Origin of the sequence: Haloarchaeobius salinus, from assembly GCF_024464185.1 — an archaeon.
Classification (GTDB): domain Archaea; phylum Halobacteriota; class Halobacteria; order Halobacteriales; family Natrialbaceae; genus Haloarchaeobius; species Haloarchaeobius salinus.
This window is the reverse complement of the sequence record NZ_JANHAU010000008.1, coordinates 1-23,890: the sequence shown is the minus strand read 5'-3', so window position 1 is coordinate 23,890 and position 23,890 is coordinate 1. Positions and strand designations below refer to the sequence as shown.

General features: G+C 61.9%; 26 protein-coding genes and 3 pseudogenes. 16 read left to right on the top strand and 13 right to left on the bottom strand.

Annotation, left to right across the window (positions count from 1 at the left end):
* Positions 1–16: 16 nt before the first annotated feature.
* Together NO345_RS18805 and NO345_RS18800 are read left to right on the top strand one after the other, a co-directional pair.
* Positions 17–577 (top strand): hypothetical protein, encoded by a 561-nt coding sequence (locus NO345_RS18805; protein ID WP_256301838.1) that lies wholly within the window; start codon positions 17–19, stop codon positions 575–577.
* Positions 574–1,212 (top strand): DUF2238 domain-containing protein, encoded by a 639-nt coding sequence (locus NO345_RS18800; RefSeq protein ID WP_256301836.1) that lies wholly within the window; start codon positions 574–576, stop codon positions 1,210–1,212. Before NO345_RS18805 ends, NO345_RS18800 begins: the two co-directional genes overlap by 4 nt.
* Positions 1,213–1,414: 202 nt before the next feature.
* Here the strand turns inward: NO345_RS18800 and NO345_RS18795 are convergent, their stop codons facing one another.
* Positions 1,415–1,594 (bottom strand): hypothetical protein, encoded by a 180-nt coding sequence (locus NO345_RS18795; protein WP_256301834.1) that lies wholly within the window; start codon positions 1,592–1,594, stop codon positions 1,415–1,417.
* A gap of 317 nt (positions 1,595–1,911) precedes the next feature.
* On the bottom strand, positions 1,912–2,130 hold the full coding sequence (locus tag NO345_RS18790) for a DUF1328 domain-containing protein (protein WP_256301832.1): 219 nt from the start codon (positions 2,128–2,130) through the stop codon (positions 1,912–1,914).
* A 318-nt stretch (positions 2,131–2,448) separates the two neighbouring features.
* Here NO345_RS18790 and NO345_RS18785 point away from each other — a divergent pair, with 318 nt between their 5' ends.
* The 4 genes from NO345_RS18785 (at position 2,449) to NO345_RS18770 (ending at position 5,171) form a co-directional block, all read left to right on the top strand.
* A complete protein-coding gene (locus tag NO345_RS18785) occupies positions 2,449–3,171 on the top strand; it encodes a DUF2270 domain-containing protein (RefSeq protein WP_256301830.1) in 723 nt (240 codons plus the stop codon).
* 363 nt (positions 3,172–3,534) lie between these two features.
* Entirely contained in the window at positions 3,535–4,185 is a 651-nt protein-coding gene (locus NO345_RS18780; RefSeq protein WP_256301828.1) for a helix-turn-helix domain-containing protein, read from the top strand.
* 79 nt (positions 4,186–4,264) lie between these two features.
* Entirely contained in the window at positions 4,265–4,606 is a 342-nt protein-coding gene (locus tag NO345_RS18775; RefSeq protein WP_256301826.1) for a HalOD1 output domain-containing protein, read from the top strand.
* 262 nt (positions 4,607–4,868) lie between these two features.
* Positions 4,869–5,171 carry a HalOD1 output domain-containing protein gene (locus NO345_RS18770; protein WP_256301824.1) on the top strand — a complete coding sequence of 101 codons (303 nt, stop codon included), beginning with the start codon at positions 4,869–4,871 and terminating at the stop codon, positions 5,169–5,171.
* 30 nt (positions 5,172–5,201) lie between these two features.
* Here NO345_RS18770 and NO345_RS18765 read toward each other — a convergent pair whose 3' ends face one another.
* Positions 5,202–6,005 carry a TrmB family transcriptional regulator gene (locus NO345_RS18765; RefSeq protein ID WP_256301822.1) on the bottom strand — a complete coding sequence of 268 codons (804 nt, stop codon included), beginning with the start codon at positions 6,003–6,005 and terminating at the stop codon, positions 5,202–5,204.
* Positions 6,006–6,391: 386 nt separating this feature from the next.
* On the opposite strand from NO345_RS18765, the gene NO345_RS18760 reads away from it, so the two are divergent.
* Both NO345_RS18760 and NO345_RS19925 read left to right on the top strand, forming a co-directional pair.
* On the top strand, positions 6,392–7,183 hold the full coding sequence (locus NO345_RS18760) for a TrmB family transcriptional regulator (protein ID WP_256301820.1): 792 nt from the start codon (positions 6,392–6,394) through the stop codon (positions 7,181–7,183).
* A gap of 87 nt (positions 7,184–7,270) precedes the next feature.
* A complete protein-coding gene (locus tag NO345_RS19925) occupies positions 7,271–7,642 on the top strand; it encodes a HalOD1 output domain-containing protein (RefSeq protein WP_368407900.1) in 372 nt (123 codons plus the stop codon).
* Here NO345_RS19925 and NO345_RS18755 read toward each other — a convergent pair.
* Complete coding sequence (locus NO345_RS18755; RefSeq protein ID WP_256301818.1) at positions 7,549–7,884, bottom strand: DUF7344 domain-containing protein; 336 nt, start codon at positions 7,882–7,884, stop codon at positions 7,549–7,551. The genes NO345_RS19925 and NO345_RS18755 overlap by 94 nt on opposite strands.
* Before the next feature lie 582 nt (positions 7,885–8,466).
* Here NO345_RS18755 and NO345_RS20020 point away from each other — a divergent pair.
* The gene (locus tag NO345_RS20020; RefSeq protein WP_438266782.1) at positions 8,467–8,613 is read left to right on the top strand and encodes a DUF7563 family protein; all 147 of its coding nucleotides are present in this window, start codon (positions 8,467–8,469) and stop codon (positions 8,611–8,613) included.
* 740 nt (positions 8,614–9,353) lie between these two features.
* Here NO345_RS20020 and NO345_RS18750 read toward each other — a convergent pair.
* The 3 genes and pseudogenes from NO345_RS18750 to NO345_RS20015 all read right to left on the bottom strand — a co-directional run bounded on the left by NO345_RS18750 (position 9,354) and on the right by NO345_RS20015 (position 11,392).
* Positions 9,354–10,562 (bottom strand): CBS domain-containing protein, encoded by a 1,209-nt coding sequence (locus tag NO345_RS18750; protein ID WP_256301816.1) that lies wholly within the window; start codon positions 10,560–10,562, stop codon positions 9,354–9,356.
* A gap of 286 nt (positions 10,563–10,848) precedes the next feature.
* Positions 10,849–11,157: pseudogene (locus NO345_RS19920) on the bottom strand (transposase); the annotation flags it as partial.
* Positions 11,081–11,392 carry a hypothetical protein gene (locus tag NO345_RS20015; RefSeq protein ID WP_256301814.1) on the bottom strand — a complete coding sequence of 104 codons (312 nt, stop codon included), beginning with the start codon at positions 11,390–11,392 and terminating at the stop codon, positions 11,081–11,083. The gene NO345_RS20015 and the pseudogene NO345_RS19920, both read right to left, overlap by 77 nt.
* Before the next feature lie 158 nt (positions 11,393–11,550).
* Between NO345_RS20015 and NO345_RS18740 the strand changes: the two genes are divergently transcribed.
* The gene (locus NO345_RS18740) at positions 11,551–12,972 is read left to right on the top strand and encodes a PAS domain S-box protein (RefSeq protein ID WP_256301939.1); all 1,422 of its coding nucleotides are present in this window, start codon (positions 11,551–11,553) and stop codon (positions 12,970–12,972) included.
* A gap of 353 nt (positions 12,973–13,325) precedes the next feature.
* On the opposite strand, the gene NO345_RS18735 is transcribed toward NO345_RS18740, so the two are convergent.
* Complete coding sequence (locus tag NO345_RS18735; protein WP_256301812.1) at positions 13,326–14,156, bottom strand: TrmB family transcriptional regulator; 831 nt, start codon at positions 14,154–14,156, stop codon at positions 13,326–13,328.
* 396 nt (positions 14,157–14,552) lie between these two features.
* Between NO345_RS18735 and NO345_RS18730 the strand changes: the two are divergent.
* Together NO345_RS18730 and NO345_RS18725 are read left to right on the top strand one after the other, a co-directional pair.
* Positions 14,553–14,792 (top strand): annotated as a pseudogene (locus tag NO345_RS18730) (helix-turn-helix domain-containing protein); the annotation flags it as partial.
* A 108-nt stretch (positions 14,793–14,900) separates the two neighbouring features.
* Positions 14,901–15,239 (top strand): HalOD1 output domain-containing protein, encoded by a 339-nt coding sequence (locus NO345_RS18725; protein WP_256301810.1) that lies wholly within the window; start codon positions 14,901–14,903, stop codon positions 15,237–15,239.
* 47 nt (positions 15,240–15,286) lie between these two features.
* Here NO345_RS18725 and NO345_RS18720 read toward each other — a convergent pair whose 3' ends face one another.
* The 5 genes from NO345_RS18720 to NO345_RS18700 all read right to left on the bottom strand — a co-directional run bounded on the left by NO345_RS18720 (position 15,287) and on the right by NO345_RS18700 (position 19,656).
* A complete protein-coding gene (locus NO345_RS18720; RefSeq protein WP_256301808.1) occupies positions 15,287–15,622 on the bottom strand; it encodes a DUF7344 domain-containing protein in 336 nt (111 codons plus the stop codon).
* A 199-nt stretch (positions 15,623–15,821) separates the two neighbouring features.
* Entirely contained in the window at positions 15,822–16,988 is a 1,167-nt protein-coding gene (arsB, locus tag NO345_RS18715) for an ACR3 family arsenite efflux transporter (protein ID WP_303647106.1), read from the bottom strand.
* Positions 16,981–17,379 carry an ArsR/SmtB family transcription factor gene (locus NO345_RS18710; protein WP_256301806.1) on the bottom strand — a complete coding sequence of 133 codons (399 nt, stop codon included), beginning with the start codon at positions 17,377–17,379 and terminating at the stop codon, positions 16,981–16,983. The genes arsB and NO345_RS18710 overlap by 8 nt, the downstream gene beginning before the upstream one ends.
* Positions 17,380–17,712: 333 nt before the next feature.
* Entirely contained in the window at positions 17,713–18,582 is an 870-nt protein-coding gene (locus NO345_RS18705; protein ID WP_256301804.1) for a universal stress protein, read from the bottom strand.
* A gap of 96 nt (positions 18,583–18,678) precedes the next feature.
* A complete protein-coding gene (locus NO345_RS18700) occupies positions 18,679–19,656 on the bottom strand; it encodes an AIR synthase family protein (RefSeq protein WP_256301802.1) in 978 nt (325 codons plus the stop codon).
* A gap of 109 nt (positions 19,657–19,765) precedes the next feature.
* Between NO345_RS18700 and NO345_RS18695 the strand changes: the two genes are divergently transcribed.
* From NO345_RS18695 to NO345_RS18680, 4 genes and pseudogenes are all read left to right on the top strand, one after another.
* Positions 19,766–20,818: a pyridoxal-phosphate-dependent aminotransferase family protein gene (locus NO345_RS18695; RefSeq protein WP_256301800.1), complete on the top strand. Its 1,053-nt coding sequence runs from the start codon at positions 19,766–19,768 to the stop codon at positions 20,816–20,818.
* A 225-nt stretch (positions 20,819–21,043) separates the two neighbouring features.
* Positions 21,044–21,190: pseudogene (locus tag NO345_RS18690) on the top strand (DUF7512 family protein); the annotation flags it as partial.
* Positions 21,191–21,249: 59 nt separating this feature from the next.
* Positions 21,250–22,290 (top strand): sulfite exporter TauE/SafE family protein, encoded by a 1,041-nt coding sequence (locus tag NO345_RS18685; protein ID WP_438266781.1) that lies wholly within the window; start codon positions 21,250–21,252, stop codon positions 22,288–22,290.
* A gap of 177 nt (positions 22,291–22,467) precedes the next feature.
* Positions 22,468–23,661: an MBL fold metallo-hydrolase gene (locus tag NO345_RS18680; RefSeq protein ID WP_256301796.1), complete on the top strand. Its 1,194-nt coding sequence runs from the start codon at positions 22,468–22,470 to the stop codon at positions 23,659–23,661.
* The last annotated feature ends 229 nt before the right edge of the window (positions 23,662–23,890 follow it).

Genomic DNA, 23,890 nt, shown 5'->3' with positions numbered 1-23,890 from the left:
CTCGCTCGCACGAAACGTGACAACGAACGCAACGCTTGGATGGGTCTTCGTCGGTGTCGTGATCCTGGTCGCCGGCGTTAGCCTCCTCATGACGCCGTTACTCTGGGGTTTGCTCGCACTGTTCGCTGCCGGAATCCTCGTGATTCCGGCGGTACTACGGCGGGACTGGCGTGTGATGCTCCCGTGGCCACTCGGGTTGGTCGTCGCTGTCGGAGTGACCGCGCGGACGTTCGGCGTCGCCCCGGAGGTCACCGGGTACGTCGCCATCTCGTCCGTCGCGCTCGCGGTTGTCGTCGAGCTCGACTCGTTCACCGACGTGGAGATGAGTCGACGCTTTGCGGTGCTGTTCGCCGTTATGACGACTATCGCCTTCCAGTCCTGGTGGACGATCGTCGGCTACTATTCGGACCAGTGGTTCGGCACCTCGTTTATCCACTCACAGGCCGAACTCCAGTGGGACCTCGTCACCGTGATGATCGTCAGTCTGGTCATGGGTCAGCTCTTCATGTGGTACTTCGACCGTATCGAACACGTCGGTTCACGTCACCGACCAGTCGTCCCGGAGGAGGCATCATGACGCTCTCCGAGTCTATCGGCCTCTCCGAGCGGAGTGAACGCCTGCTGACCCGACTGCTGCAGTCCGTGCTGGTGGGGATCTTCCTCGCCGGGGTAGTCACGCTCCGTCCGGGGATGGCTGTCAACGGCGCGTTCGGTCTGGCACTCACGTTGATCCCGGCCGCGATCCGCCGGGAGTACGAGTACACGATGAGTCCCGCGCTGGTCCTGTGGATTACCATCGCCGTCAGTCTGCACAGTCTCGGGTCGCTCGGCCCGTACACGTGGTTCTCCTGGTTCGACAGCGTGACACACACGGTCTCAGCGATAGTGGTCGCCGGGCTGGGATACGCGGTCTTCCGTGGGTTCGAGCAGCACTCGGAGGAACTTCACGTCCCGGCCAGTGTCCGTCCCGTGTTCATCGTCGTGTTCGTCCTCGCTGTCTCCGTCGTCTGGGAGCTCCTCGAGTTCTCGACCGGACAGCTATCGCAGGTACTCGGTATCGAGGCACCGCTGGTCGTCTATGGGGTCGACGACATCGTCACAGACATGCTGTTCAACACGGTCGGCGGACTGATCGTGGCCGCCGGTGGCTCCGGGTACTTCGACTCGCTTTCGGGGTTCTTCCGGCGTCGGTTCGGCTCCGGGAACACCTGAGTCCACGGGGGATGGATGGAGCAGGTGGAGCTCGCAGCGCTTCCCGTCGGAACGTCGCGAGTCAGTTCCGAGCACCGGACAAATCGGCGGACGTCGTGAACGGTACACGCCACTCTACGACGACTGACGGAGGGTACGGACAGAGGCTGTCGCGCACACTTCGGAACACCGCAACTGGAAGTCGCTGTACCGAGTCGAACCATCACCCGGTCAGTGCGGAGAGCGCCTCCTCGATATCGTTACGGCGGATGTACAGCACGATGAGTCCAAGGATGAGGAGACCGACTCCCCACCAGACCGAGTCTCCGGGAATGAGCCAGAGAACGATGGTTACGATGCCCGACGACAGAAGCGACCAGCCGATTGTAGTCTGATACGCCATCGCTATCGTTGGTGTTCGAGGTGGTTGTGTGCCGTGTCATCCGTGGCCTCGAACCGACACAGCGTACCGGTGGTTGGTGCGTACACCGTCATACCAATCCGTTTCAATGAACGAGGCGAAATCGAACCTTCCTGAGCCCCTTCTCGCTCTACTCGTCGTTCCAGCCGGTGATGCACCCGGTCGGGAACAGCTGCACGGGCTCTGCCGTCCCGGACGACCCACGCTGGGAGCGCGAACAACAACCCGAACCCGAGGGCGGCCATGACGTCTATCAACGGTCGCCACCTCGAACGGTCTGGACAGGCATCATCCTGAGTCTACAGAACGAACGTGACGATAGCGAGGACGACGAAGATGATGACGAGCCATTTTGCGATGTCCATACTGAGCCCGGCGACACCGCGGGCACCGAGCACCGCTGCGACGACCGCGAGTATCAAGAAGAGGATCGCAAGCTCGATGAAACTCCCTCCGAACTGCAACGGTACCGCCTGGACCGCGACAGCACCGTCTAGAGCCACGAGTGGTGTTAGCATAGTTCATCTACGTCTCCGTGGCAGTTAAACCCGCAACGTATTCACTGTCGTCCTGTTTTTGAGTAACCGGGTGAACCGGTCCGTGACAGTGGTTCACTCGGCCGGTCAGGCCGAAGCCCCTTCGGCTCTGTTGAATCCCTCTAGCGTTGACACCCGGCCGAGCACGGTCTCACACGAATCTTCGTGGGGGGCGGTGAGAGTCTGGTTTCCCAGCACACCACCAGGCGTAGAGAGGGGTTCAACGACACCGGAGTACGCTAGAGCGACGAAGAGTCGGACCGTGGAACCTCTTTCACTGCTGGTACCGTACCGCTCCGTATGGCCGATGAAACGCCGGACGACTCAGAACTAGCGGAGGAGGCCGAACTTGGCAGCGAGATCGCCGACCAGAGCACGGAGATGAGTTCGATACTGGGTGATGCCTATCGCGGCGAACTGGACCGGGAGACCACATGGCGGTCACGTCTCGACCAGACGACAACGTGGGGGGTAACGGTCGTGGCTGCGATTCTCACGTGGGCGTTCTCCAGTCCCGATAACCCACATTACATCATCCTCATCGGTGTTCTAGCGCTCTCATTCTTCCTGTTTATGGAAGCACGGCGGTACCGTGACTACGATGTCTATCGCTCACGAGTGCGTCTCTTCCAGCAGAACTTGCTTGCAACCGCACTCGACCCATCGGAGGGGGCTGAACACGAGGATTGGCGGACCAAACTCAGCCAAGATTATCGGACACCGACGCTGAAAGTATCCACATTGGAAGCCACAGCAAACCGTCTTCGGCGAATCTACCTGCCACTGCTGGCTGTTCTGCTCGTCGCGTGGCTGTTCCGAATAACCGCGTTCGCGCCGAACGAGAGTCCACTGACGACAGCCACCATCGCCGTCGTCCCTGGAACTCTCGTCGTAACTACGATCGCTCTCTACTACATAGCCGCCAGTGTAATTGCGCTATGGCCCCGGGAACGGCATGCAAAAGGAGAGTTCCGTGAAGGGGATCCGGGGACGTGGAAGGTGGACGAGAACGACGATGGCTGACGACATGAATCCAGCACCTCACGACCAGAACGGGTCCACCTCGACCCACTCGGACGGTGACGAACAGTGCGATCCTCAATCCGACGAGTGGAACGGCAGTCCACGTCGACGCCGTTCGTCGGTCCGCAATCGAACGGAACTCTACGACCCAGGAAACGACACACGACGAACACGCGGTGCAGCTCGCGCAGGACGCTGTCGCGAACGGGTGATCGACTGGCTGTCGCGGGTGACGACGGTACGCTCCACGAGGTCCTCCGTAGTCTCGATCTGGGAGGGTCAGTACAGGGGATAGACTGTCGGGCGTTCCTTCACGGACACAGGAGCGACTCACCCAAGAGTGTGGCCCACTAGTCAGTTGGTATGGCCATCGAAGCCTCGTTCACCGTGGAGCATGCAGATTTCCCGTTGAGCGCTGTGTTTGAGCAGTTAACGGATGTCACAATCGAGTTAGATCGCATTGTGCCGACGGGCGAAGCTGTCATCCCCTACTTCTGGATTTCCGCCGATGACACGGACAAACTCACGACAGATCTGAGTGCTGATACCGGGATCGACCAGGTCAAGGTAATCGACCGGTTGGAGAAACAGATGTTCATCCGTATCGACTGGAACCTGGCCCACGAGAGCATTCTCACAGCGATCGTCAGCACCGAGATCACGCTCCTTTCCGGTATCGGGAAAGAAAAGCAGTGGACGTTCGAAGTCCGAGCAAGCGAGCAACAGGACCTCTCCGACTTCCAGACGTACTGCCAGGACCATGGCATCCCGAACGAGCTGACTGAACTCCACGCGATCTCATCACTCAAGTCCGATCGAGAGTACGACCTAACCGATGGGCAACGGAAAGCACTGGTACTGGCGTACTCGAATGGGTACTTCGACTCGCCCCGCGACGCCACGCAAGCCGATCTCGCAGCGGAGCTTGGAATCACCCGGCAGGCGGTATCGTCCCGGTTACAACGCGGGATGCGACGACTCGTAGCGAGCACGCTAATCACTCCTGAAGGGTAAGCACGGAATCAGATGTGTGATAAATGTATGGCAAGAGCAAAAGTCACTCTCAACCCCATAGACGGATTCTGTTTGAGCGATGGAGCATCCGAAAACGCTGGCCACAAGTGCAGAGTACGCAGAGTCACTGAGTCCGCTTGAATTCGATGCTGAGAGCGAATCTTTCCATGCTACCTACGACAGTAGCCGTAACTCCACGAGCTTGGCGGTCGTTGCCGTCGTTGCAGCCGCCCTCGATAAAGAGCCGGAGAACTTGAAACCGCTCCAATCTGTCATCGAGACAGCTGCGCTCGACGAACTAGCGATGAGGTCACCTATCAGCCCCAGTACCTGTGACCACATCTCCTTCAGGTATCACGGATTCGAGCTGACGGTCACCTGTGACGGCGTCATCGAGGCGAACCCTCTCGAGAATAGCTAACCGGTACATGGACCGTTGCTACCGCGTCGTATCGGAAGAACTCCCGAGAGTGTGGGTCTGAGAAGGTAGATATCGGCGATAGGACTGGCGGTGAGCAGGCAGTTGCACTGGAGCGTTGCCCCAACCGAATCTCCCCCGATAACCGTACTCCACGGACCCTGGCGGTGCCAACATGCGCATCCAGCCCGTCCACCCGAGTCCTGTTTTGATAAATTGGGTGAATAACTCCAGAGTTCTTGTCTGTCTAGCCCGAATCAACACTATGGAGTACGAAATCGGCCCGGATGAATCGGTCAGCACGGCCGTCGTACGCGTGGTGAGCGCTGTCGAAGGCCGAGAACCATGTTCGCTTCGACCACTGGCGGATGTCGTCGATCCGACTGCGTTGGATTCGTTGTTCGAGCCGCGGTACGACGGAGCGCCTCGGACGGGTGGACGCCTCTCGTTCGTGTACGACGACTGTTGCATCACCATCGACAACGGCGAGTATCTTACCCTCCAGTTGCTCGAAGACCGTTCCTGCGACGAACGCGCTCAAGAATCCACCGACAGTTGCATCCGTTGACGGAGTAGCCAGTAGCCGCTCGTCACGAGATCACTGCTTTGGATCGCGGGCGGTCAACAACCCCTGTGCCATGAGCCGCCGGGCGATGATGACCAGCCCGTTCCCGAATCCTTCGCCGAATATCGCTCGTTCGTCCTTGGTGTCGGGAACGAGTGAACTCACGAGAATCGTCGAGCGGTCGACCAGCAGGAGCCGGCCGATTGCCGTCTCGTCTGCAGTGCCGTCCTCGCCGTGGAGCCACTCCAGGCCGGAGATGAACGTCGTAGCGTCCGGCACAGCTATCTGGATCTGATCCTGGAGCGACTCCGTCAGCGCGCCGATGAGAAGGTCAATCCCGTTCCCAACGTCGTTGAGGGTGGCGACGAGATCATCCGTCAAGAGTGATTCGTCGCCGACGACGAGAACGATCTCGTTGGATGCGTCCTTGATGAGTTGGTCCGTCCGATTTTCTATCGCGTCCCGTCCGGACATCGCCCATATCTGCTGGACTGGGGTCTCGTCGTCCTGTTCGACGACTTCAACCGCATCAAGGGTATCGTGGAGGCGCTCGACGCGCTCCTCGTACTGGTCGCGCAGCGTCTCGGTCGCCTCGTCGAGCGGAACCGCCCGGAACTGCTGCGGGCTCGAGTGCTGGATCTCGACCAGGCCTTGCGCTTCCAGCACTCGAATCGCATCGTACACGCGCGTTCGGGGAACCTCGGTCATCTCACTCAGTTGCTTCGCTGTGCCCGCGTGGAGACGGGACAGGCCGACGAAACATCGCGCCTCGTATTCTTTCAAGCCGAGTTGCTGGAGGACTTCGACTGCTTCCTCCAAACCTTCATCTTTGGTCATGTGTCCCAACCTACTGGGTGTACCCAGTGATTCCCTGAATGGTTTGCTCCCAGCACGGATAGGTATTGTCACTCCTGTCATGACGGTAAGGACGGATAGAAGGCGACACGGGGGACGACATCGACTGAATCCGCATATTATACGAGCTTGGGGAACTGTTGTGAACTTTCCAGTGACAATAAAGCAGACTTGAGTTCAACACACAGAGGCACGGAAATCGGATGTCTCGAATAGTAACTCGTTTAATCACAAAAGAGATATACGGGATGGGAGCCAAGCCATCAACGGGCACGCAGTCCAGTTCTGTGTCCCAACCACCGACTGTTGCGTGCCACCCCGGCCACTCTCCGTGGCTGGGTTCACAATGACCCACATTCACCTGATAGATGAGCAGTAATCCAATCGAAGACCCCCAGACCGCCGCGATCGAGCAACTCGAACGGTTCGGGTTGAGTGCCTACGCTGCACGGACGTTCGTCGCGCTTGCGAGCCTCGGCACGGGGACGGCTAGAGACGTCAGCCAGGTGTCGGCGGTGCCCCGCACTCGCGTCTACGACGCGATCGAGGAGTTACATGAGCGGGGACTCGTCGATATCGAGCAATCTTCGCCCAAGCAGTTCTGGGCGATCTCCGCCGAAACCGCGAGTCGGACGTTCGAACACGATCTCCAGCACCGTACGGAAATCCTCCGGACGGCACTGGGTGAACTCGAACCTGTCGAACGGCGGGCCGAACAGCGAGGCGTCTGGACGGTGGACGGACAGGCACCGGTCACCGAGCGGGTGTTGGACTTCTTCGTCAGCGCGGAGGAGGAAATCGTCTACATGACCGTCGAAGAACTGCTCACCGAGGACCTGATAGAGGGGTTAGGTGAGGCCGCCGACCGGGGCGTTTCGATCAAACTCGGTGGCGTGTCGACGGAGGTCCAGGAACGTATCCAGGACGAGATCCCCGGTGCAACGATGTTCGAGTCGCTGTGGGTCTGGTCGGACACGTCGGCAGGACGGCTCATGCTGGTCGACGGGCAAAAAACCCTCGTGAGTGCGCTCGTCAACGGCACGGACGCGAGCCCGTCCGATCCGCGGTCGGAGACCGCCATCTGGGGCGAGGGCGATACGAACAGTCTGGTCGTGGTGCTGAGGGCTATCTTCACCTGGCGACTCGACTCTGTGGAGTGAACTCGACGGTATCCGATCCAGCAGACCAACCATCCACACGAGTCCGTCCCATCAGAACCGACGTGACCGAGTACCCGTAGCAACGTTTTGGCGGTCTCACTCACGATTGCCGCCGCTAGAGGGGGAGGTCACGGCCGGTTACCGACGCGAAGGGCGTCGTTCAGTGAGCCAACGAAACTCGAACCGCTGTACATCTCGGTCGATACGGACGCACTAGATGCGCTCTTCGATTCCGACGGGCACCACTCGTCTGATGGAGTCGCTACCGTTTCGGTCGAGTTCGCTGGCCAAGAGTACCACCGGCCGAATCCGATATCGAGTCATCGACCCGGAAGACTCGGTGTCTCTCGCGGGGAGTATTGGCGTCAGGGACTCGGCAGCGACACTTCCTCAGGGAGCGAGTCGAGTACCGTCTCGACCTGTTCGTCAGGACGGTACCGGACTGTCCCGTTCCTGTGATCGAAGTCGACAACACCGTGGTTTGCCAACTTCGGCAGGTGAGTGTGTTGGAGTTGAATGGCGAGTTCTTCACGGTCCTGTAGTGGACCGTTTTTGGAGTCGGGAGTTTGACTGGATATCTGCTCGACGAGGTCGTCGAACGTCGTGGTTTCGGTAGCCCCGTGGCGCAGGTGGTGGATGATTCGACGTCGGTGCTGGTCGGAGACGAGCTGGAGACACCTGTCGAGATCGTGGTTCGTCATACTGGGTTACTCTCCACCGAGACCCATCAATTGTGGCGATTTTAATACGTGAGGGGATTTTGATTATGTGAGTCACACCCACCGAGTGCACGTGTCTACCGTACCAGTACATCGGTCGTTGGAGGCTCCCGAGGCCGACGTCACCCAGTTAATCAGAAATTGTTCGTTCGTTAAAATGTTCGCACTTGATGCAGTCGGAGAGCGTTAGTTCCGGTGTCCGCTCAGCAGCGGAGAGAGTACACATGGTACGAGATCCGTTCCGATCCCGTCGAGAAACGCGGCGTCGAGCACGGGAAGCAGTCGACGCCGGGAAGGCGACGAAGGTCCGTTCGGAAGCCGCTGAGGACGACGTCGATCCAGATGCGGAGGCTGCAGAGGCACTGCGGGAGGCGGCAACCGAGGAACCTGCGGAAGTCGCCGAATCAGCGGCTCGCCGTGCCCGCCGCAGCGGTGGAAGCGACCTCACTTCCGAGGACGTGGCACAGGCCAACGAACGACATCGAGACCGCGAAGAACGTGGGCGAGGCCGATAACGACCGACCACAGATTCGTCCCTGCCAGGCCCTCCCAAGTGATTGAACAATGCCAGTATGCAACGATTGCGGTGCGTTCGCAACGTCACGATTTGCCCGTGTCTTCGGGGACAACGAGGACGACATCTACGGCTGCCAGAGCTGTCTGTCACTCACAGCACTGGTCGAGGGAAATGCGTCACGGGACGACACGTGACACAACAGACGGCATCACGCTCGATACCGGACTGGCGCGTCCAGCACCCCGGTATCGGCTATCGACCGAGTACACGAACGGTCCCAGATCCGGATGTCCGGTGTACAGCCCCAGAGACAGCCGATTGCGGTTCCAAGCCCATGAAACCCACTACCTACCCCGGTTCCAAGTCGACACTCTACGTGTGTCGTGACTGTGGAGACGGCATCGAAGAGCCCAGAGACGCGTCCACCTGCCCCCGCTGTGGGGGCCGACTGGTCGACAGTAGCGTCCCACACGACTGAGAGCACTGCCCGCGGGAAACGGATTCAAGCCTCTCGGAACCCAACAGCCACCGTCTGTACGGGGGACAAGAGACGAATCTGTAGTTCCATCCCGAATCGAGTACGTCGGTATCCGGACCTTCGAGTCCACAAGCGCGCGAAAGCGCGAGGAGTACTCCGTTGGGAGTCCGGCTACCGACCGAGGCAACTTTCGGATTCGCACGCGCTCCTCTGTGACTTTCGTGCGGGTGCGGGTTTCCCGACCACTCGTGGTCGACCCATTCGAATCGCACGGGCCGTGTCATCAACACCTTCACACGCAGGTAGTGTCAGAAGGAATCAAATGATACACGACGCCAGGGGATGATCCGAACTGTGGCCACGGTCGCGCTGCTGGGCCCATCGATCCGTGTCTCCGATTGTACAATCACCGACTACTCTGGACAGCCAACGGGAGGTGTGCTGAACCTGGCGTATTCATCCACCGAGCCACCAGCCGTAGAGCCGTTCCTGCTCCTCCGCGTCCGGCCGCTTCTTCGACTGGCCGTAGGTCTTCCCCTTGAGCAGCTGCCGTTCGACCGCGTTCGCCGCGAGACGAAGCGCGTGGGAGGCACCGTATCCCTCACCGTCCGCAGTGAAGTAGCCACGGTCGGTGACCAGTCGGATCCGTGCTAGCACCAGCGAGACGCCTCGAGTCTGTTCCTTGTGCTCCTGGAGTTCGATGTTGGCCTTGATCACGCTCATCTCGCCGTACTTCGAGGTCATGCTCTCGATCAACGCCGAGACGTCGTCGTAGGTCATCCCCTCCAGCAGGTCGAGCCCGGACACCTGCACGGCGTTCCGGTCGTCACGCTCCCAGGTGAGCGCCTCGATGACGTCCGTTTTCGTGATGATACCGACCGGCTCACCGGTGTCGTCGGCCGTGACGACGAGCGAAGAGATCTCTTGGTCGAACATCGTCTCGACGACCTCGTCGAGCGGTGCGTTCCGCTCTACCGTCACCACCGCGTCGGACATCAGGTCCCGGACTGGCAGGTCGAGCATCCGGTCGGCATCGCCCTCGCGCGCACCAAACCCGCCACGGTTCTGCCCCCCGCCACCGCGGTCACCGAAGCCGCTCGACGACCCACCCTGGCTCTTGCTTCCGCCTCGCGTCGTGAACTCGATGACGTCGTACAGGCTCACCATTCCCGCGAGCTCGTTCCCGTCGACGACTGGGAGATGGGCAACCCCGGCTTCTCGAAGCAAATTGAGTGCTTTCCCGATCGTTGTCTCGGGCGTCGCACTGATCAGCTCCGTCGAGTACGCGTCGTCGACAGTCACCGCGTCGAGAAACTGCCGCACAGCTTCGAGGACGGCATCGCCGGTCACCACACCGACAACACGGCCGTCGTCGAGCACGGGGAGCGTCTTGGCGTCGCTCCCGATCATGAGCCGTGCGACCTCGCGGACGTCCTCGGTGCGCTCGACAGTCGGGACGTGCTGTACCTGCGAGCCGACCTTCGCAGACGGCTGGTTGGACGAGGACGCCAGCTGGCGGCGACTCACGAGGCCGCGGTACTCGTCACCGTCCGTTACGACGACGGCATCGAGTTCCTGATTCTCGAACGCCCCGGCAACCTTCGAGAGCGGTGTGCCGATGTCGAACTCCGTGAACGTTCGGGTGAGAATCTCTGAGATATCCATGTGTGACTCTCTACTAGGAGGGGCGCTGGACGGTTATGCCTGTCCCACCCCCGATACTGTGTCGCCGTATGCTTCGAAACCATTAGTCTCAACTACCAGATCACATGGGGCGTTCCAGAGTTTCGGGGGATGAGCCAGTTCTAGGCCGGATCGCCGTCCGCCCGTGGTTCTACTCACCGATCAACCATAGATTCCGAACCCCTACGCCACTAGCTAGCAAGGGAAGTACGAAATTGTGCGAGTTCTGGTGTTGCAGAACAGTGTTACCCAGCAGGGGAGTAGTCGGTCAGTCGGTCGGAGTCACTGCCGAGACGACGATCTGGACGCATTCACCTGGTGTCAACACGGGTTCGTAGTCCATCTCCCCGTCAGCGCCAGCTTTCAGCAGGAAATCAGCAGCCCCCCGGAATTGTAGAGCAAGACCGCGAACACGAAGTAGAGTAGCCTGAGACGTAGTCATCCGAGGAGATCTTCGCAAAGAAATCGTTCTTGATGCTCTTCTACTCGTTTTCGATCTATCAGCGGCGGTGTAGCGCCGGCACAATGACTCCGCTTCCTCTGAGCCGATTCGGAGTTTCGGGGCGAAGACGGTCGTCCGCGATTTCGGCGCGGTCCGGGACGCGGTCCAGACGGTCCGGTTCCTGGAGCGCCTCCAGCCGCCGCGGGAACAGTCCGGTCGTGCGCTCTTCGTCGAAAACTATCGCTCCCGCTGAGCGTCCGCGGGAACGAACGAGCCCTTTTGCGCGCCCGTCGAGACTGCCATCTGGAGCGACGAGACCGCGTTCGCTGCGGTGCTTTTCAAGCTCCTCCGGACCGCGGTCGCCACGCATCTCAACCTGGAAGCCTCGAGAACTACATCAGATTAGCGCACTTCGGCGGATGTCGTGACTCCCGAGCAACTCGTGCCATGCGTCTCATCGCGGTCAGACTGTTCGGACCATACCGGTGGCAATGTCCTTTTTTGTATACACCGTCTTTTCAACGACCAATGAAAGACGGTGCGAATCGCGAGGACCAAGTTGAGTACGACACCGAGTGGTATCGGACGATCGTGGAGGAGGTCAACGACCTCGCGACGGTCGCCGATCCCGACGGAACGATCACCTACGTCAGTCCTGCTGTCACGCGAATACTGGGCTACGAGCCCGACGAACTGATCGGCCACCAGGGGTACGAGTTCGTGCATCCCGACGACCGGGGCCGGAACGCCGAAGCGATGGAAGCCGTGCTTTCCAACGATTCGGAAGCTGAGACCGTCGAGGTCAGGTTCCGAGACGCTGAGGGATCGTGGCGGTGGATCGAGGCCACGATACGGAATCGCCTCGACGACGACGTCGTCGATGGCGTCCTGTTGAGTAGTCGGGACATAACGGAGCGGAAGTCGTTCGAGGCCGAAACTCGGAAACTGGCCGAAGAGTACGAAGCGCTCCTGAACAACGTGGAGGACGCCATTTTCCTCATCAATGTCGAAGGGGAGGGTGAGAGCGTCCGATTCGAGTTCGAGCGCCTCAGTCCTTCCTACGAGCGCCAGACTGGCATCACGACAGAGGAGGTCCGCGGGCAGACGCCACGAGACGTGTTCGGCGAGGCGGACGGCGCTGCGTTAGCGGCGAACTATCACCGCTGCGTGAACGCTGGCGAACCAATCTCGTACCAAGAGGAGCTTCGGGTCGACGACGGAGCACGCTTCTGGCAGACGAAGCTCGCTCCCGTGGTCTCCGACGACGAGATCACCCGTCTCGTTGGAGTCACGCGGAACGTGACCGGACGCGTCGAACGGGAGCGACAGCTACGACAGCAGAACGAGCGACTCGACGAGTTTGCAAGCGTCATATCGCACGACTTGCGGAACCCGCTCAACGTCGCGGAGGCTCGTGCAACGCTCCTCGCCGAGCAAGTAGAGAGCGAGCATCTGGACCCCCTATTGGAATCGCTCGACCGGATAGAAGCAATCGTCGAGGATACACTGACGCTCGCTCGCCAGGGCAACACGATAGACGAGAAGCGGACGGTCAGTTTGACCGACCTCGTCGGGAAGTGCTGGGCGACGGTAGACACACGCGACGCGACCATCGAGATCGTCGATGAGATGACGTTCCAGGGCGACCCGGAACGGTTGCGGCACGTCTTCGAGAACCTATTCCGGAACGCAATCGAACACGGTGGCCCAGACGTGACCGTCCGTGTCGGACGCCACGCTGAACAGGGAATCTATGTCGAAGACGACGGCCCCGGCATTCCAGTGGACGAGCGCGACGACGTGTTCGCACCAGGGCATTCGTCAGCCAGTGGTGGCACCGGCTTCGGACTGACCATCGTCAAACGAATCCTGGAAGCCCATGGGTGGGGAGTGACTGTGTCCGACGGAATTGAAGGTGGGGCGCGGTTCGAGTTCGAAACGACGGAATAGAAATAATTAGGCTCCTTACTGGCGATTGCGCCAATTGCACGAACTCCCCAGCCGAATTGTGGTTCGAGCTGGGGGTGATGTCGACCCAGACGAGTGGGGTGGTTGCACGGTACATAAGGAAGAACAGAAGCCACGCATCAAAACCATCCTCCGGGGTTGTGAAGGTAAGACCACACTTGGTTGGCGAGCCTGTGATGTGTGATTTCAACTGAATCAGCGATCAGAAACGCTGCAAATCGACCGCAAGCGGCCGTTCCTGTCGTACTATCGAACTGAAGACATCGCCCCGAGAGACGGCAGTCGGTAGCATCGGCGACAAATCTGCCGTTCTCTACGCCGCCCACGAGCGGGACTCAAGTCTTCTCAGTTTCGGGGTCGTTCACGGACAGCAACCCCGTCGCCATCAGCCGTCGAGTGATCGCGACCAGTCCGTTGTCGAATCCCTGGCCGAAGACACCCTGTTCGTGCTCACGGCCGTCCGCCATCGTTTCGGTGAACGAACTCACCAGAATCGCCTCACGGTCGGCCAGCAACAGCCGACTGATCTCGGTATCGTCACCTGGAAGCGTTGACCGGCTCAACCAGTCCAGTCCCGACACGAACACCTCGGTGTTCGGGAGGGCATCCTGGACTGCGGTCCGAAGCTCCTCGTCGACAGTCCCGATGACGACGGTCACATCCCGTTCCTGGGCCGACTGCAGCTGTTCGACCAACTGGTCGGTGAAGACACCCTCGTGGCCGATCACGAGGATCACCTCCTCTGTCGCCCCCTCGATTAGCTGTCGTGTCCTGCTCGTAATGCCTTGGTCCCCAGAGATTGACCACACCTCGTGGGTGGACTCCGTCTGTTCTCCATCATCGACTGGCTCGAGCCCGCTCAGGGTGCTCCGGAGGGACTCGGTCCGTTCGACGTACTCCGACTGGAGGGTGTTGACGGCCTCGTCGATGGAGACCGCCCGAAACAGCTGTGGATTTGAATGCTGGGTCTCCACCAGCCCTTTCGTTTCTAATACCCGTATCGCGTCGTAGACGCGCGTTCGGGGCACCTCGGAGGTCTCGCTGATGTCCTTGGCTGTCCCACGCTGCCGGCGGGCGAGTGCCACGAACGACTTCGCCTCGTACTCTTTGAGCCCGAGTTGCTGGAGCAGTTCGATCGCTCGTTCTTGGTTTGAAATGTCGTCCATTGGTCCCAACCTCGACTGCGAGTGTCCCGTTCGACCCCTGGGTGTTTAGTACGTCGTACCGAGAGTCAGCGGTGTAATTCAGATAATCACACTATCACTGGATATCCGGAGGTTCTGAGACCAGCAGAGGCGGTGTGTTTCTTCAATTCACCCACTTAATCACAGTACATCTATGTACTGGTAGCACGGACAGTAGGGTGGCGTGTAGTCACAGATTTGGTCCCAACCTCTCTGTCGCTACACGCCAAACCACCGTACTTGGTGGTTTTCACGGGACTGAAGACGAGTTAATGTCCGACGACGTATCCGACCACGCACAGTCCGGCCGTCGAACAGCTTACAGCACTTGGACTCAGTACCTACGCCGCCCGGACGTTCGTCGCACTCGTCAGTCTCGGTGAAGGAACCGCCCAGGATGTGAGTGAACTCGCCGATGTGCCCCGAACGCGCGTCTACGACGCGGTCGACGAACTTCGTGACCGCGGCTTCGTCGACGGTGACGGAGAGCACCCACCCGAGCCGCGCGACGAAACCGCTATCTGGGGAGCAGGCTCGACGAACAGCCTGGTGGTCGTCCTGCGAGCGCTGTTCACCTGGCAACTCGACGACAACCGTGACTCGCCCAACGAGCTGTAACTCGGATACTCACGACAACGCTATAGCGGCCCGAGTCCATTATCCGGAACTGGAAGCGGTTGTGGTTACTCCCGCAGTCGGTCATTCCGCGACAACTGGTGATAGTACATGTGTGACGAAACGAACAGGATTGGTGACTCGGAGACGACAGATCGGACCGAAAGTACGGCTGCGGGCCACACGACGGTTCGTCGCAACTGGCAGCAGTCGGACCAGCCCAGTGTGATGGTCGTGGAGGCAGTTGCTGCAGCCACTAACCGACCGATGACCGAACTCCCACCGCTACAGGGAACTCTCGATGCGGATGCACTCGATACACTACTCGACGGACAGCCGTCACCAGTAACAGTCTCATTCCGATACGCGGACACCACCGTCTCGGTGAACGGGAACGGGAGTATGGAGATCCACGTCGATGGAGACCCCGGAGCGGAAGGCAACAGATAGGTTCTGCGGCCCTTCGAGCGAACGAGCGATCAGGAGACAGCCGACGTTTAATTCTCTGGGTGACCGTCGACGGCCGCAAGCAGTGCGAGAACGTCTTGGAACTCCCGGCCTCGATGCACGGTGCCCTGGTCGGCGTCGTACTCGATCACGTTCGCCTCCTGTAGCTTCGGCAGGTGAACGTGGTGGAGTTCGATACCTCGATGTTGCACGGTACCGTTGCCGTCTGCTTGCAGTTGATCCGTCCCTCGTAGATGCTGCGTGAGTTCGTCGAGAGTCGTCCCGTCGGGTGTGTCAGCCACCCGGCGGAGGATCTCCCGTCGCTGCTTCTTGGTCAGCAGCTCCAGTGCAGTCTCGGTCGATATCCGCTGTTCTGAGTTGCTCATGGGTGGTCCCACCATGTCCAGTCGGGACATCGGCTCGCACGAACATGGACTAGATACTTCACGGACCCAGCGGAAACCCGTGTCGTTAACCCGAATCCTCAAAGTGTACGGTCGGTTCGAGACGCAACCGGCTGAACCAGCGGACGAAATCGTCTCAAGACCACCTTCGGTTCGCTTCTCGCCACCGGGTATCCGCTCCTCAGTCGTCTTCAGCGGGTGGGCTGGAGGGGGACGTGCTGAGCTGTCCGGTCGTGGCACCACGCCAGTCGAACCTGCGCTGGAAGTACAGGGCCACGTTGACCAGCGCCAACAGGACAGGGACCTCGATGAGTGGGCCGACGACGGTCGTGAACGCGACGCCGGAGCCGACGCCGAACACCGCGACGGCGACCGCGATTGCGAGTTCGAAGTTGTTCGAGGCGGCGGTGAAGCCGATGGCCGTCGTGGTCGAGTAGTCCGCACCGATACCCTTGCCCATCCCGAAGCTGACGAGGAACATCACGACGAAGTAGATCGTCAGCGGGACGGCGATCAGGAGCGCGTCACCGGGTGAGGCGACGATGTTCTCGCCCTGTGTGGCGAACATGACGACGACCGTGAACAGCAACGCGACGAGGGTGACCGGGTCGACCTTCGGGACCAGTTTCTCCTCGTACCACTCCTCGCCCCTGGTTCGGGTACCGACGTACCGCGTGAGGAACCCGCCGACGAAGGGGATGCCGAGGAAGATGACGATGGCCTGGAACACCTGCATCGGCGTCACGTTGAACGTCTCGATGCCCGCGACGAGCGTCTCCATACCGAGCAGCGGCGGAAGGAACAGTCCGAAGAACCAGACGTACACCCCGTAGGTGACGATCTGGAAGAGGCTGTTGAACGCGACCAGGCCGGTGACGTACTCCGTCGAGCCCTCCGCGAGTTCGTTCCAGACGAGGACCATCGCGATACACCGGGCCATCCCGATGAACACGAGTCCCAGGAAGAACTCGGGACGCGCGGGCAGGCCCGGGACGAGTCCGCTGAAGAAGAACACGGCGAGCCCGAACATGAGCGTCGGCCCGATCAACCAGTTCTGGACGAGACTCAACCCGAGGACGCGCCAGTTGCTGAACACCGCGCGGAGCTGTGAGTAATCCGCCTTCGCGAGTGGCGGATACATCATCGCGACGAGGCCGATCTCGACGAGGTGGAAGTCCCGGATCGGCTGGGTCACCGACGGGGCGACGAACCCGAGTCCGACGCCGGCGGCCATCGCACCGAGGATCCAGACGGTGAGGTACTTATCGAGGAAGTCCATCGACCGTGGGTCACCACAGCTCTCACAGTCGCAGTTCGGCCCGTGTTCGTGGGCGTCGACGCTACTCATCGCCTACGCTCCCCTCGAGGACGGTGACGAGCGCAACAGCCCGGTTCGTCGCACGGTACTTCTTCCACCGGCCGTCTTTCCGACCGTCGACCAGTCCCGCATCCACGAGCTTCGACAGCGCGTGGCTGAGCCCGCTCTCGGTCACGTCGACGACCGCATTCAGTTCACAGACGCAGAGCTCCTCCCGTGCGGCGACGAGGACGCGGACGAGCGTATATCGTGTCTCGTTGGAGAGTGCCGAGAGCACATCGAGTTCGGCATCCACCTGCGCGGTCCCGATTGCGGCTTCGAGCGTGCCGAGTTCGTCGAGCCGGCGTTCGACGTCCTCGCTGCGACACTCCCCGAGTTCGTCGTCGAGATAGCGTCGCAGTCGGCCTGTAGCTTGTGCCATCGACGTCGACTTGAACGGATTCTCAATTAACGATTTCGGTATGGTGGGAAGTTATCCTGAATATGCCCAACAAGTGCAGTGATATTCAACAGTCGGGGGCAATCCGCTAGTCATCCACTTGAATAGTATCTAAACTAGAATGGAGGGGTTGCGGACTCGGCGAGCGGTTCAGTGTCAGGTCCCGCCAGCGAGAGTCACAGCAAGCAGCGTGACGGACGGCACCAGCGGCTACTCGGTCGGTGTCGATACGTCTGCTCCTCGCCGCTCCAGAGAGCCAGTCCGGCCGCGTGGAAACGACGCCAGCGGACACCCAGATGTCGTCGGGGACCGTTCTCACTCCGGTTCTGCGACGGTCATCACGGGGACCGGTGCGGAGCGGACGGTCTTCTCGGCGACGCTGCCGAGCAGGATGCGGTCCGTCCCCCGTCGACCGGTCGTTCCCATCCCGACGGCGTGGACCTCGTTGGATTCGATGTAGTCGAGGATACCCTCGTCGGGCTGCCCGTGTTCGACTGTGGTGACGATGTCCGTCAGTCCTCGGTCCTCGGCCGCCGAGACGACTGTCTCGATGGCGTCGTCAGCGGCCTGTTCGCTCTCCCTTCCGGAGACTGTCGACCGGATGTCGGCTCCGAGGGCGGAGTCGTCGACGACCGAGAGGACGTGGAGGGTGGCATCGAGCGACGCTGCGAGTTCGACGAGATGGTCGGCGGCGTACGCCGCGGCGGAGCTCCCGTCCGTCGGGACGAGGAGGCTCTCGTAGGGGAACTCGAGCAATTCGTCGGGCTGCATGCGGACGGAGAGGACGGGAACCGGGGAGAGCCGGACGACCTTCTCGGAGACGCTTCCGGCGAGGAAGCGTGAGAGCCCCTCGCGTCCGTGGGTCGGCATCACGATGAGGTCCTGGTCGTACCGCTCGGCGTAGTCGGCGATCGTCGGAGCCGGGTTCCCCTGGACGATATCGGTCTCGTACGATACTCCCAACGTCTCCAGTATCTCTGCGCCCTCCTCGACGATATCCTCGCCCTCCCGTTCGAGCACGTCGACGGTCTGCCCCTCGATGACGGTGACGCTGTCGCGTGTCGTGTCGGCGACGTAGAGCAACTGGATGGTGGCGTCGGCCCAGTGGGCGATCTCACCGGCGTGGTGCAGCACCTCGGATGCGCTGTCGCTTCCGTCGAACGGGAGGAGTATCGTATCGTACATGGCTCGTTACGGGTGGCTACGTTCGGCGTCCCCCTAATCGTTTTCACCGACGACGCTGGGGACTGGCCTGACGTGGGGCGGACTGGAGGGGGCCGGTCACTCCCAGAGTCCGTACATCTCGTCGTCCACACTCCCGGTGTAGTGGCTTCCGTCGAAGACGACGCCGGCCTCGTCGGTCTGGGGACTGTCGTCGACAGTCGCCACGACCGTCGCGTCGATACCCTCGGTGTGGAGCGTCGAGACGACCTGCTCGGCATCGTCGCCCGGCACGGTCGCGAGCATCGCCCCCGACCCGAGGACGCGGAGCGGGTCGACGTCCATCGCGGCACAGCAGGCCGCCGTCTCGGGTCTGATGGGCACCGCCTCGCGGTCTAGCTCTATCCGGACCTCGGCGGCACAGGCCAGCTCGACGAGGCCGTTGAGGACACCGCCCTCGGTGGGGTCGTGCATGGCGGTCGCGGTCGCGGCCAGCACCGCCGACTCGGGGAGGACGCTGATGTCGTCGAAGAAATCGGCGGCGCTTTCGAGTGTCGCCGCGTCGACTCCTGCGGCTTCGAGCTCGCTCCGGAAGTCGGTCGCGAGCACGGCGGTCGCCTCGATTCCGGCCCCCTTCGTGAGTACGACCGCGTCGCCGGGCTCGGCCCCGGAGGTCGGGACGTAGCGGTCGGTGGGGCCCATACAGGTGAGCGACAGGAGTGGTCGCTCGAGCGCGGCCAGCGTCTCCGTGTGGCCACCGACGATGGAGATCCCGAGCCGCCTGGCCTCTGCGTCCAGCTGTGCGGTCACGTCGTCGAGCAGGCCCTCGTCCGCCGTCGGCAGGAAGATGGTGGCGACCAGCCACTCCGGTATCCCCCCGCAGGCGGCGACGTCGTTGCTGGCGATCGCGACGCCGAGCGTGCCGATGCGGTCCGCGGCCAGGGAGATGGGGTCGGTGCTGACGACCATCGGCGACCCGTCGGTCGCGACGGCTGCTGCATCCTCCCCGTAGCCGGGGCCGGCGAGGAGGGACCCGTTCGGCGCGCCAGTGCGCGAGAAGATGTATCGCTCAAGGGCGTCTGGAGAGAGTTTGCTCATGGCTGTTCCTGTGTGGGGTGCGCCCTTGTGCCTTCCCGTCCCCGGCGATGGCTGACCAGGCTCGCCGATGACCCGCACTGCTAAGCCCCGCCGGAGGGAACATCGGTCCATGCAGATGACACCCGGCCCGACGGCGGTTCCGCCGCGGGTGCGTGAGCGGATGAGCGACCCGATGCCGAACCCGGACGTCGAGGACGCGTTCGTCGAACTCTACGACGGCGTCTGCGAGAATCTCGGGCGTGTGTACGGTACCGACGACGACGTCATCGTGATGGGTGGCGAGGGGATCCTCGGGCTGGAGGCGGCTATCGCGTCGACCGTCGCGCCCGGTGACGACGTGCTGTGCATCTCGAACGGTCTCTACGGCGACGGTTTCGCGGATTTCGTCGAGAGCTACGGTGGGAACCCGACGCTCGTCGGTGCCGAGTACACGGCCCCGCTCGACCTGGCGGGTGTCGAGGCCGCGCTCGAAGTCGGCGAGTACGAGCTCGCGACGATGGTCCACTGCGAGACCCCGACCGGGACCCTCAACGACATCGAACCGGTGCTCGAACTGCTGGACGACCACGGCGTGCTCTCGGTCGTCGACGCGGTCTCCTCGCTCGGCGGAGCGCCGGTACCGAGCGAACACATCGACATCAACCTCGGGGCATCCCAGAAGGCGTTCAGCTCGCCACCGGGACTGACGACGGTCGCGGTGAGCGACCGTGCGTGGGAGGTGGCGACCGAACGGGACCCCGACTCGCTGTACACGAACCTGCTCCCCTGGCGTGACACGAGCGAGATGTTCCCCTACACGCACCTCGTGGCGAACGTCGCAGCCCTCGACGAATCGCTCACGTCGCTGTTCGATGAGGGTCTCGAGTCCGTCTACGAGCGTCACGAGCGCGTGGCCGCACACTGCCGCGAGCGCGCGAACGAACTCGAGCTCGAGCTGTACCCGGACGAGGAACGCAGCGCACCGACGGTCACCGCACTGCACCTTCCCGGGCGGGCCGAGGCGATTCAGGCGGAGCTCGCGGACGAGCACGACGTCGTCCTCTCGACCGGACTCGGCGACCTCGCGGACGACATCCTCCGGGTCGGGCACATGGGCTACAACGCGGAGATCGAGAAGGTCGACCACGTGATGGACGCGCTGGCGTCGGTCCTCGAGGCGTAGCTCCGGTCGGTGACTGTCGGTGCGGGACCGACTCGAGGCGCTCCCAGCCCGACATTACCGCCCGTCGACAGATATAGCCACCCATAACTTATGCATACGTATGAGTCGGTTATGGCGATATAGTATTGTGCGGTAATCCCAAAACCGTTATCTACCCTCCTCGATTACGTGCTACCGTGCAGAAATCCAATATCCACACAAGACCGTTCGGATGGGTGAGTAGAGATGCTAGGTATTGAGTCTCTCAGCGGTAACGCGCTCGCGGCGGCACTCGTCGGCATCGTCCTCTTCGAGGCGCTCCTGCTGTACGTCGGCTACGGGGCACTCGAGTCCCTGGTCGGCGGTGCAGTCCGCCGGGTCCTCGCTGGCGAGTGCAAGGTCGCGGACCTGCTGCGACGCCGTTGCTCGGCCTCCACCGGGGGTGCTGACCGATGATGGAGCTGATGGGAGTGGGCGTGGACCTGCTCCTGCTGTTCACCGGCTTCGGCCTGCTCATCGGCATCCTGTTCGGCTTCTTCGGCATGGGTGGGTCGTTCCTCGTCACGCCCGCGCTGCTTGTGATGGGGTACGAGCCCAACGTCGCGGTCGGGTCCGGCCTGGCGTTCGTGTTCGGGACCTCGGTCATCGCGACCCTGAAACACCGAGACCTCGGCCAGGTCGACTACAAGCTCGGCATCCTGATGATCGCCGGCACCACGGCCGGCATCGAGGTCGGGAAGGTCGGGCTCGAGTACCTGCAGCACATCGGGCTCGCCGGCACGGTCGTCAGCGTCGCCTACGTCCTCCTGCTCGGCGGCATCGGTGTGTTCGTCACGCGCGAGGCGCTGAAGGGCGGTGGTGGCGGTGGCGTCGACCACGACGCGGAGGGCGAGATCGATGCGGACGACATCCCCGACATCGCGAAGAAGATCCAGTCCTACCGCGTGCCGCCGATGATGAAGCTGCGAGGCGGCGTCAGGGTCTCGCTCTGGCTCATCCTTGTCGTGGCGTTCGCCACCGGGCTGCTCTCCGGGTTCCTCGGCGTCGGTGGGGGCTTCATCCGGATGCCCGCGCTGTTCTATCTCATCGGGGTCCCCGTCCCCGTCGCGGTCGGGACGGACCTGTTCGAGATCGTCTTCTCGGGCGGTCTCGGCAGCTTCCTCTACGCGCAGTCGGGCGCGGTCGACCTGAGCATCGTCGTCCCGCTGCTCGCCGGTAGTGCCCTCGGTGCGCGCCTCGGTGCGGCTGCGACGAGTCTCGTGAACGAGGACGACATCAAGGTGTACTTCGGTGTCATGCTGTTACTCGGTGCCATCGCGGTCGCAGTCCGCGAGATCGGTGGTGTCCTCGAGATGCCCATCCTCGACACCGTCAGCCTCGTCATCATCCTCGGTGCTGCGCTCCTGGTCAGCGGTGCGGTGACCTACAGCGCCATCCACGAGCTGCGCAAGGAAGAGGCAGCGTCCAGCCCCGCCGCACCAGCCGGCGACTGACCGCCACCCGTCTGTATTGCTCAAATATTGAAATTCTATTCCTGCCCTCATCTCCAATAGTGGCCTCTAAACTGCCCGAAAACCCCGTATTCTCGAGTTCACACCGGAATACAATCCACTGTATTGCACAGTATTCACAAGATATAAGGTCTCCAGTCCCCAACCGTGGAGTGTAACATGGATGCAGACGACTTCCCGACACCCGCTGTCGAGGTCGACGAGATCGAACCGAGCGGACTGAAAGAGCAGATCGACGCCGGCGAGGACGTCACCATCCTCGACGCCCGCATGAACGGGGACTTCGACGAGTGGCACATCGACGGTGAGAACGTCGAGATCGCCAACGTCCCGTACTTCCACTTCCTCGAGGACGAGCTCGAGGAGGACATCCTCGAGCAGGTCCCCGAGGGCGAGCCGCTGGTCGTCCTCTGTGCGAAGGGCGGCGCGAGCGAGTACGTCGCCAGCAAGCTCGCCGAGAACGGCCGTGACGTCGTCCACCTGGTCGACGGCATGAACGGCTGGGCTCGCATCTACGAGCGCGTGGAGGTCTCTCGCTACGACGGACCCGGGACGCTCTACCAGTACCAGCGTCCCTCGAGCGGCTGTCTCGGCTACCTGCTCGTCTCCGACGGCGAGGCGGCGGTCGTCGACCCGCTCCGGGCGTTCACCGACCGCTACCTCGACGACGCCGCGGAGCTCGGTGCCGAGCTGACCTACGCGTTCGACACGCACATCCACGCCGACCACATCTCAGGCGTCCGCGCACTCGACGACGAGGGCGTCACCGGTGTCATCCCGGAGGCCGCCCGTCAGCGCGACGTCACCTACATCGACGAGCTCGTCTCCGCCGAGGACGGCGACGAGTTCGCCGTCGGCGATGCGACCGTCGAGACCATCCACACGCCCGGGCACACGAGCGGCATGACCTCGTACCTGCTCGGCGACAGCCTGCTCGCGACCGGCGACGGCCTGTTCGTCGAGAGTGTCGCACGCCCGGACCTCGAGGAAGGCGACGAGGGCGCACCCGACGCCGCACGCCTGCTCTACGAGACGCTCCAGACGAAGGTGCTGACGCAGGACGACGACGTGCTCGTCGGCGGCGCTCACTTCAGCGACGCGGCCGAGCCCGCCGAGGACGGCACCTACACCGCCCCCATCGGCCAGCTCCGCGAGGAGATGGACGCGCTCACGATGGACGAGGCGGACTTCGTCGAGACCGTCCTCGCCGATATGCCGCCCCGCCCGGCCAACTACCAGGACATCATCGCGACGAACCTCGGCCAGCAGTCGGCCGACGACGACGAGGCCTTCGAGCTCGAACTCGGCCCGAACAACTGCGCCGCCAGCCAGGACGCACTGACCGGCGACTGATCGGGTCCACACACTCCCGAACCGTCCCGGCACCTGACCCCCGCCTCGTTCTCGGTATCTGACAGACCCCCGACGTTGTCGCTTACGGTTGACATCCTCCCCGCCCTTCACAGTAGTTGCCGAACCTAACTGAGGCTGTAGCTCGTAGTCTCAGGAATGGTCGAGACAGCCGAAGCAACACAGGTCTGTCGAGCGGCCTCCACCCTGGTATATCCCGCACTCGAATTCG

Bases quoted from the DNA above. Each gene is read 5' to 3' on its own strand.
- NO345_RS18800 (WP_256301836.1), top strand. From the start codon at position 574: ATGACGCTCTCCGAGTCTATCGGCCTCTCCGAGCGGAGTGAACGCCTG.
- NO345_RS18795 (WP_256301834.1), bottom strand. From the start codon at position 1,594: ATGGCGTATCAGACTACAATCGGCTGGTCGCTTCTGTCGTCGGGCATC.
- NO345_RS18790 (WP_256301832.1), bottom strand. From the start codon at position 2,130: ATGCTAACACCACTCGTGGCTCTAGACGGTGCTGTCGCGGTCCAGGCG.
- NO345_RS18785 (WP_256301830.1), top strand. From the start codon at position 2,449: ATGGCCGATGAAACGCCGGACGACTCAGAACTAGCGGAGGAGGCCGAA.
- NO345_RS18780 (WP_256301828.1), top strand. From the start codon at position 3,535: ATGGCCATCGAAGCCTCGTTCACCGTGGAGCATGCAGATTTCCCGTTG.
- NO345_RS18775 (WP_256301826.1), top strand. From the start codon at position 4,265: ATGGAGCATCCGAAAACGCTGGCCACAAGTGCAGAGTACGCAGAGTCA.
- NO345_RS18770 (WP_256301824.1), top strand. From the start codon at position 4,869: ATGGAGTACGAAATCGGCCCGGATGAATCGGTCAGCACGGCCGTCGTA.
- NO345_RS18765 (WP_256301822.1), bottom strand. From the start codon at position 6,005: ATGACCAAAGATGAAGGTTTGGAGGAAGCAGTCGAAGTCCTCCAGCAA.
- NO345_RS18760 (WP_256301820.1), top strand. From the start codon at position 6,392: ATGAGCAGTAATCCAATCGAAGACCCCCAGACCGCCGCGATCGAGCAA.
- NO345_RS18755 (WP_256301818.1), bottom strand. From the start codon at position 7,884: ATGACGAACCACGATCTCGACAGGTGTCTCCAGCTCGTCTCCGACCAG.
- NO345_RS20020 (WP_438266782.1), top strand. From the start codon at position 8,467: ATGCCAGTATGCAACGATTGCGGTGCGTTCGCAACGTCACGATTTGCC.
- NO345_RS18750 (WP_256301816.1), bottom strand. From the start codon at position 10,562: ATGGATATCTCAGAGATTCTCACCCGAACGTTCACGGAGTTCGACATC.
- NO345_RS20015 (WP_256301814.1), bottom strand. From the start codon at position 11,392: ATGCGTGGCGACCGCGGTCCGGAGGAGCTTGAAAAGCACCGCAGCGAA.
- NO345_RS18740 (WP_256301939.1), top strand. From the start codon at position 11,551: ATGAAAGACGGTGCGAATCGCGAGGACCAAGTTGAGTACGACACCGAG.
- NO345_RS18735 (WP_256301812.1), bottom strand. From the start codon at position 14,156: ATGGACGACATTTCAAACCAAGAACGAGCGATCGAACTGCTCCAGCAA.
- NO345_RS18725 (WP_256301810.1), top strand. From the start codon at position 14,901: ATGTGTGACGAAACGAACAGGATTGGTGACTCGGAGACGACAGATCGG.
- NO345_RS18720 (WP_256301808.1), bottom strand. From the start codon at position 15,622: ATGAGCAACTCAGAACAGCGGATATCGACCGAGACTGCACTGGAGCTG.
- arsB (WP_303647106.1), bottom strand. From the start codon at position 16,988: ATGAGTAGCGTCGACGCCCACGAACACGGGCCGAACTGCGACTGTGAG.
- NO345_RS18710 (WP_256301806.1), bottom strand. From the start codon at position 17,379: ATGGCACAAGCTACAGGCCGACTGCGACGCTATCTCGACGACGAACTC.
- NO345_RS18705 (WP_256301804.1), bottom strand. From the start codon at position 18,582: ATGTACGATACGATACTCCTCCCGTTCGACGGAAGCGACAGCGCATCC.
- NO345_RS18700 (WP_256301802.1), bottom strand. From the start codon at position 19,656: ATGAGCAAACTCTCTCCAGACGCCCTTGAGCGATACATCTTCTCGCGC.
- NO345_RS18695 (WP_256301800.1), top strand. From the start codon at position 19,766: ATGCAGATGACACCCGGCCCGACGGCGGTTCCGCCGCGGGTGCGTGAG.
- NO345_RS18685 (WP_438266781.1), top strand. From the start codon at position 21,250: ATGATGGAGCTGATGGGAGTGGGCGTGGACCTGCTCCTGCTGTTCACC.
- NO345_RS18680 (WP_256301796.1), top strand. From the start codon at position 22,468: ATGGATGCAGACGACTTCCCGACACCCGCTGTCGAGGTCGACGAGATC.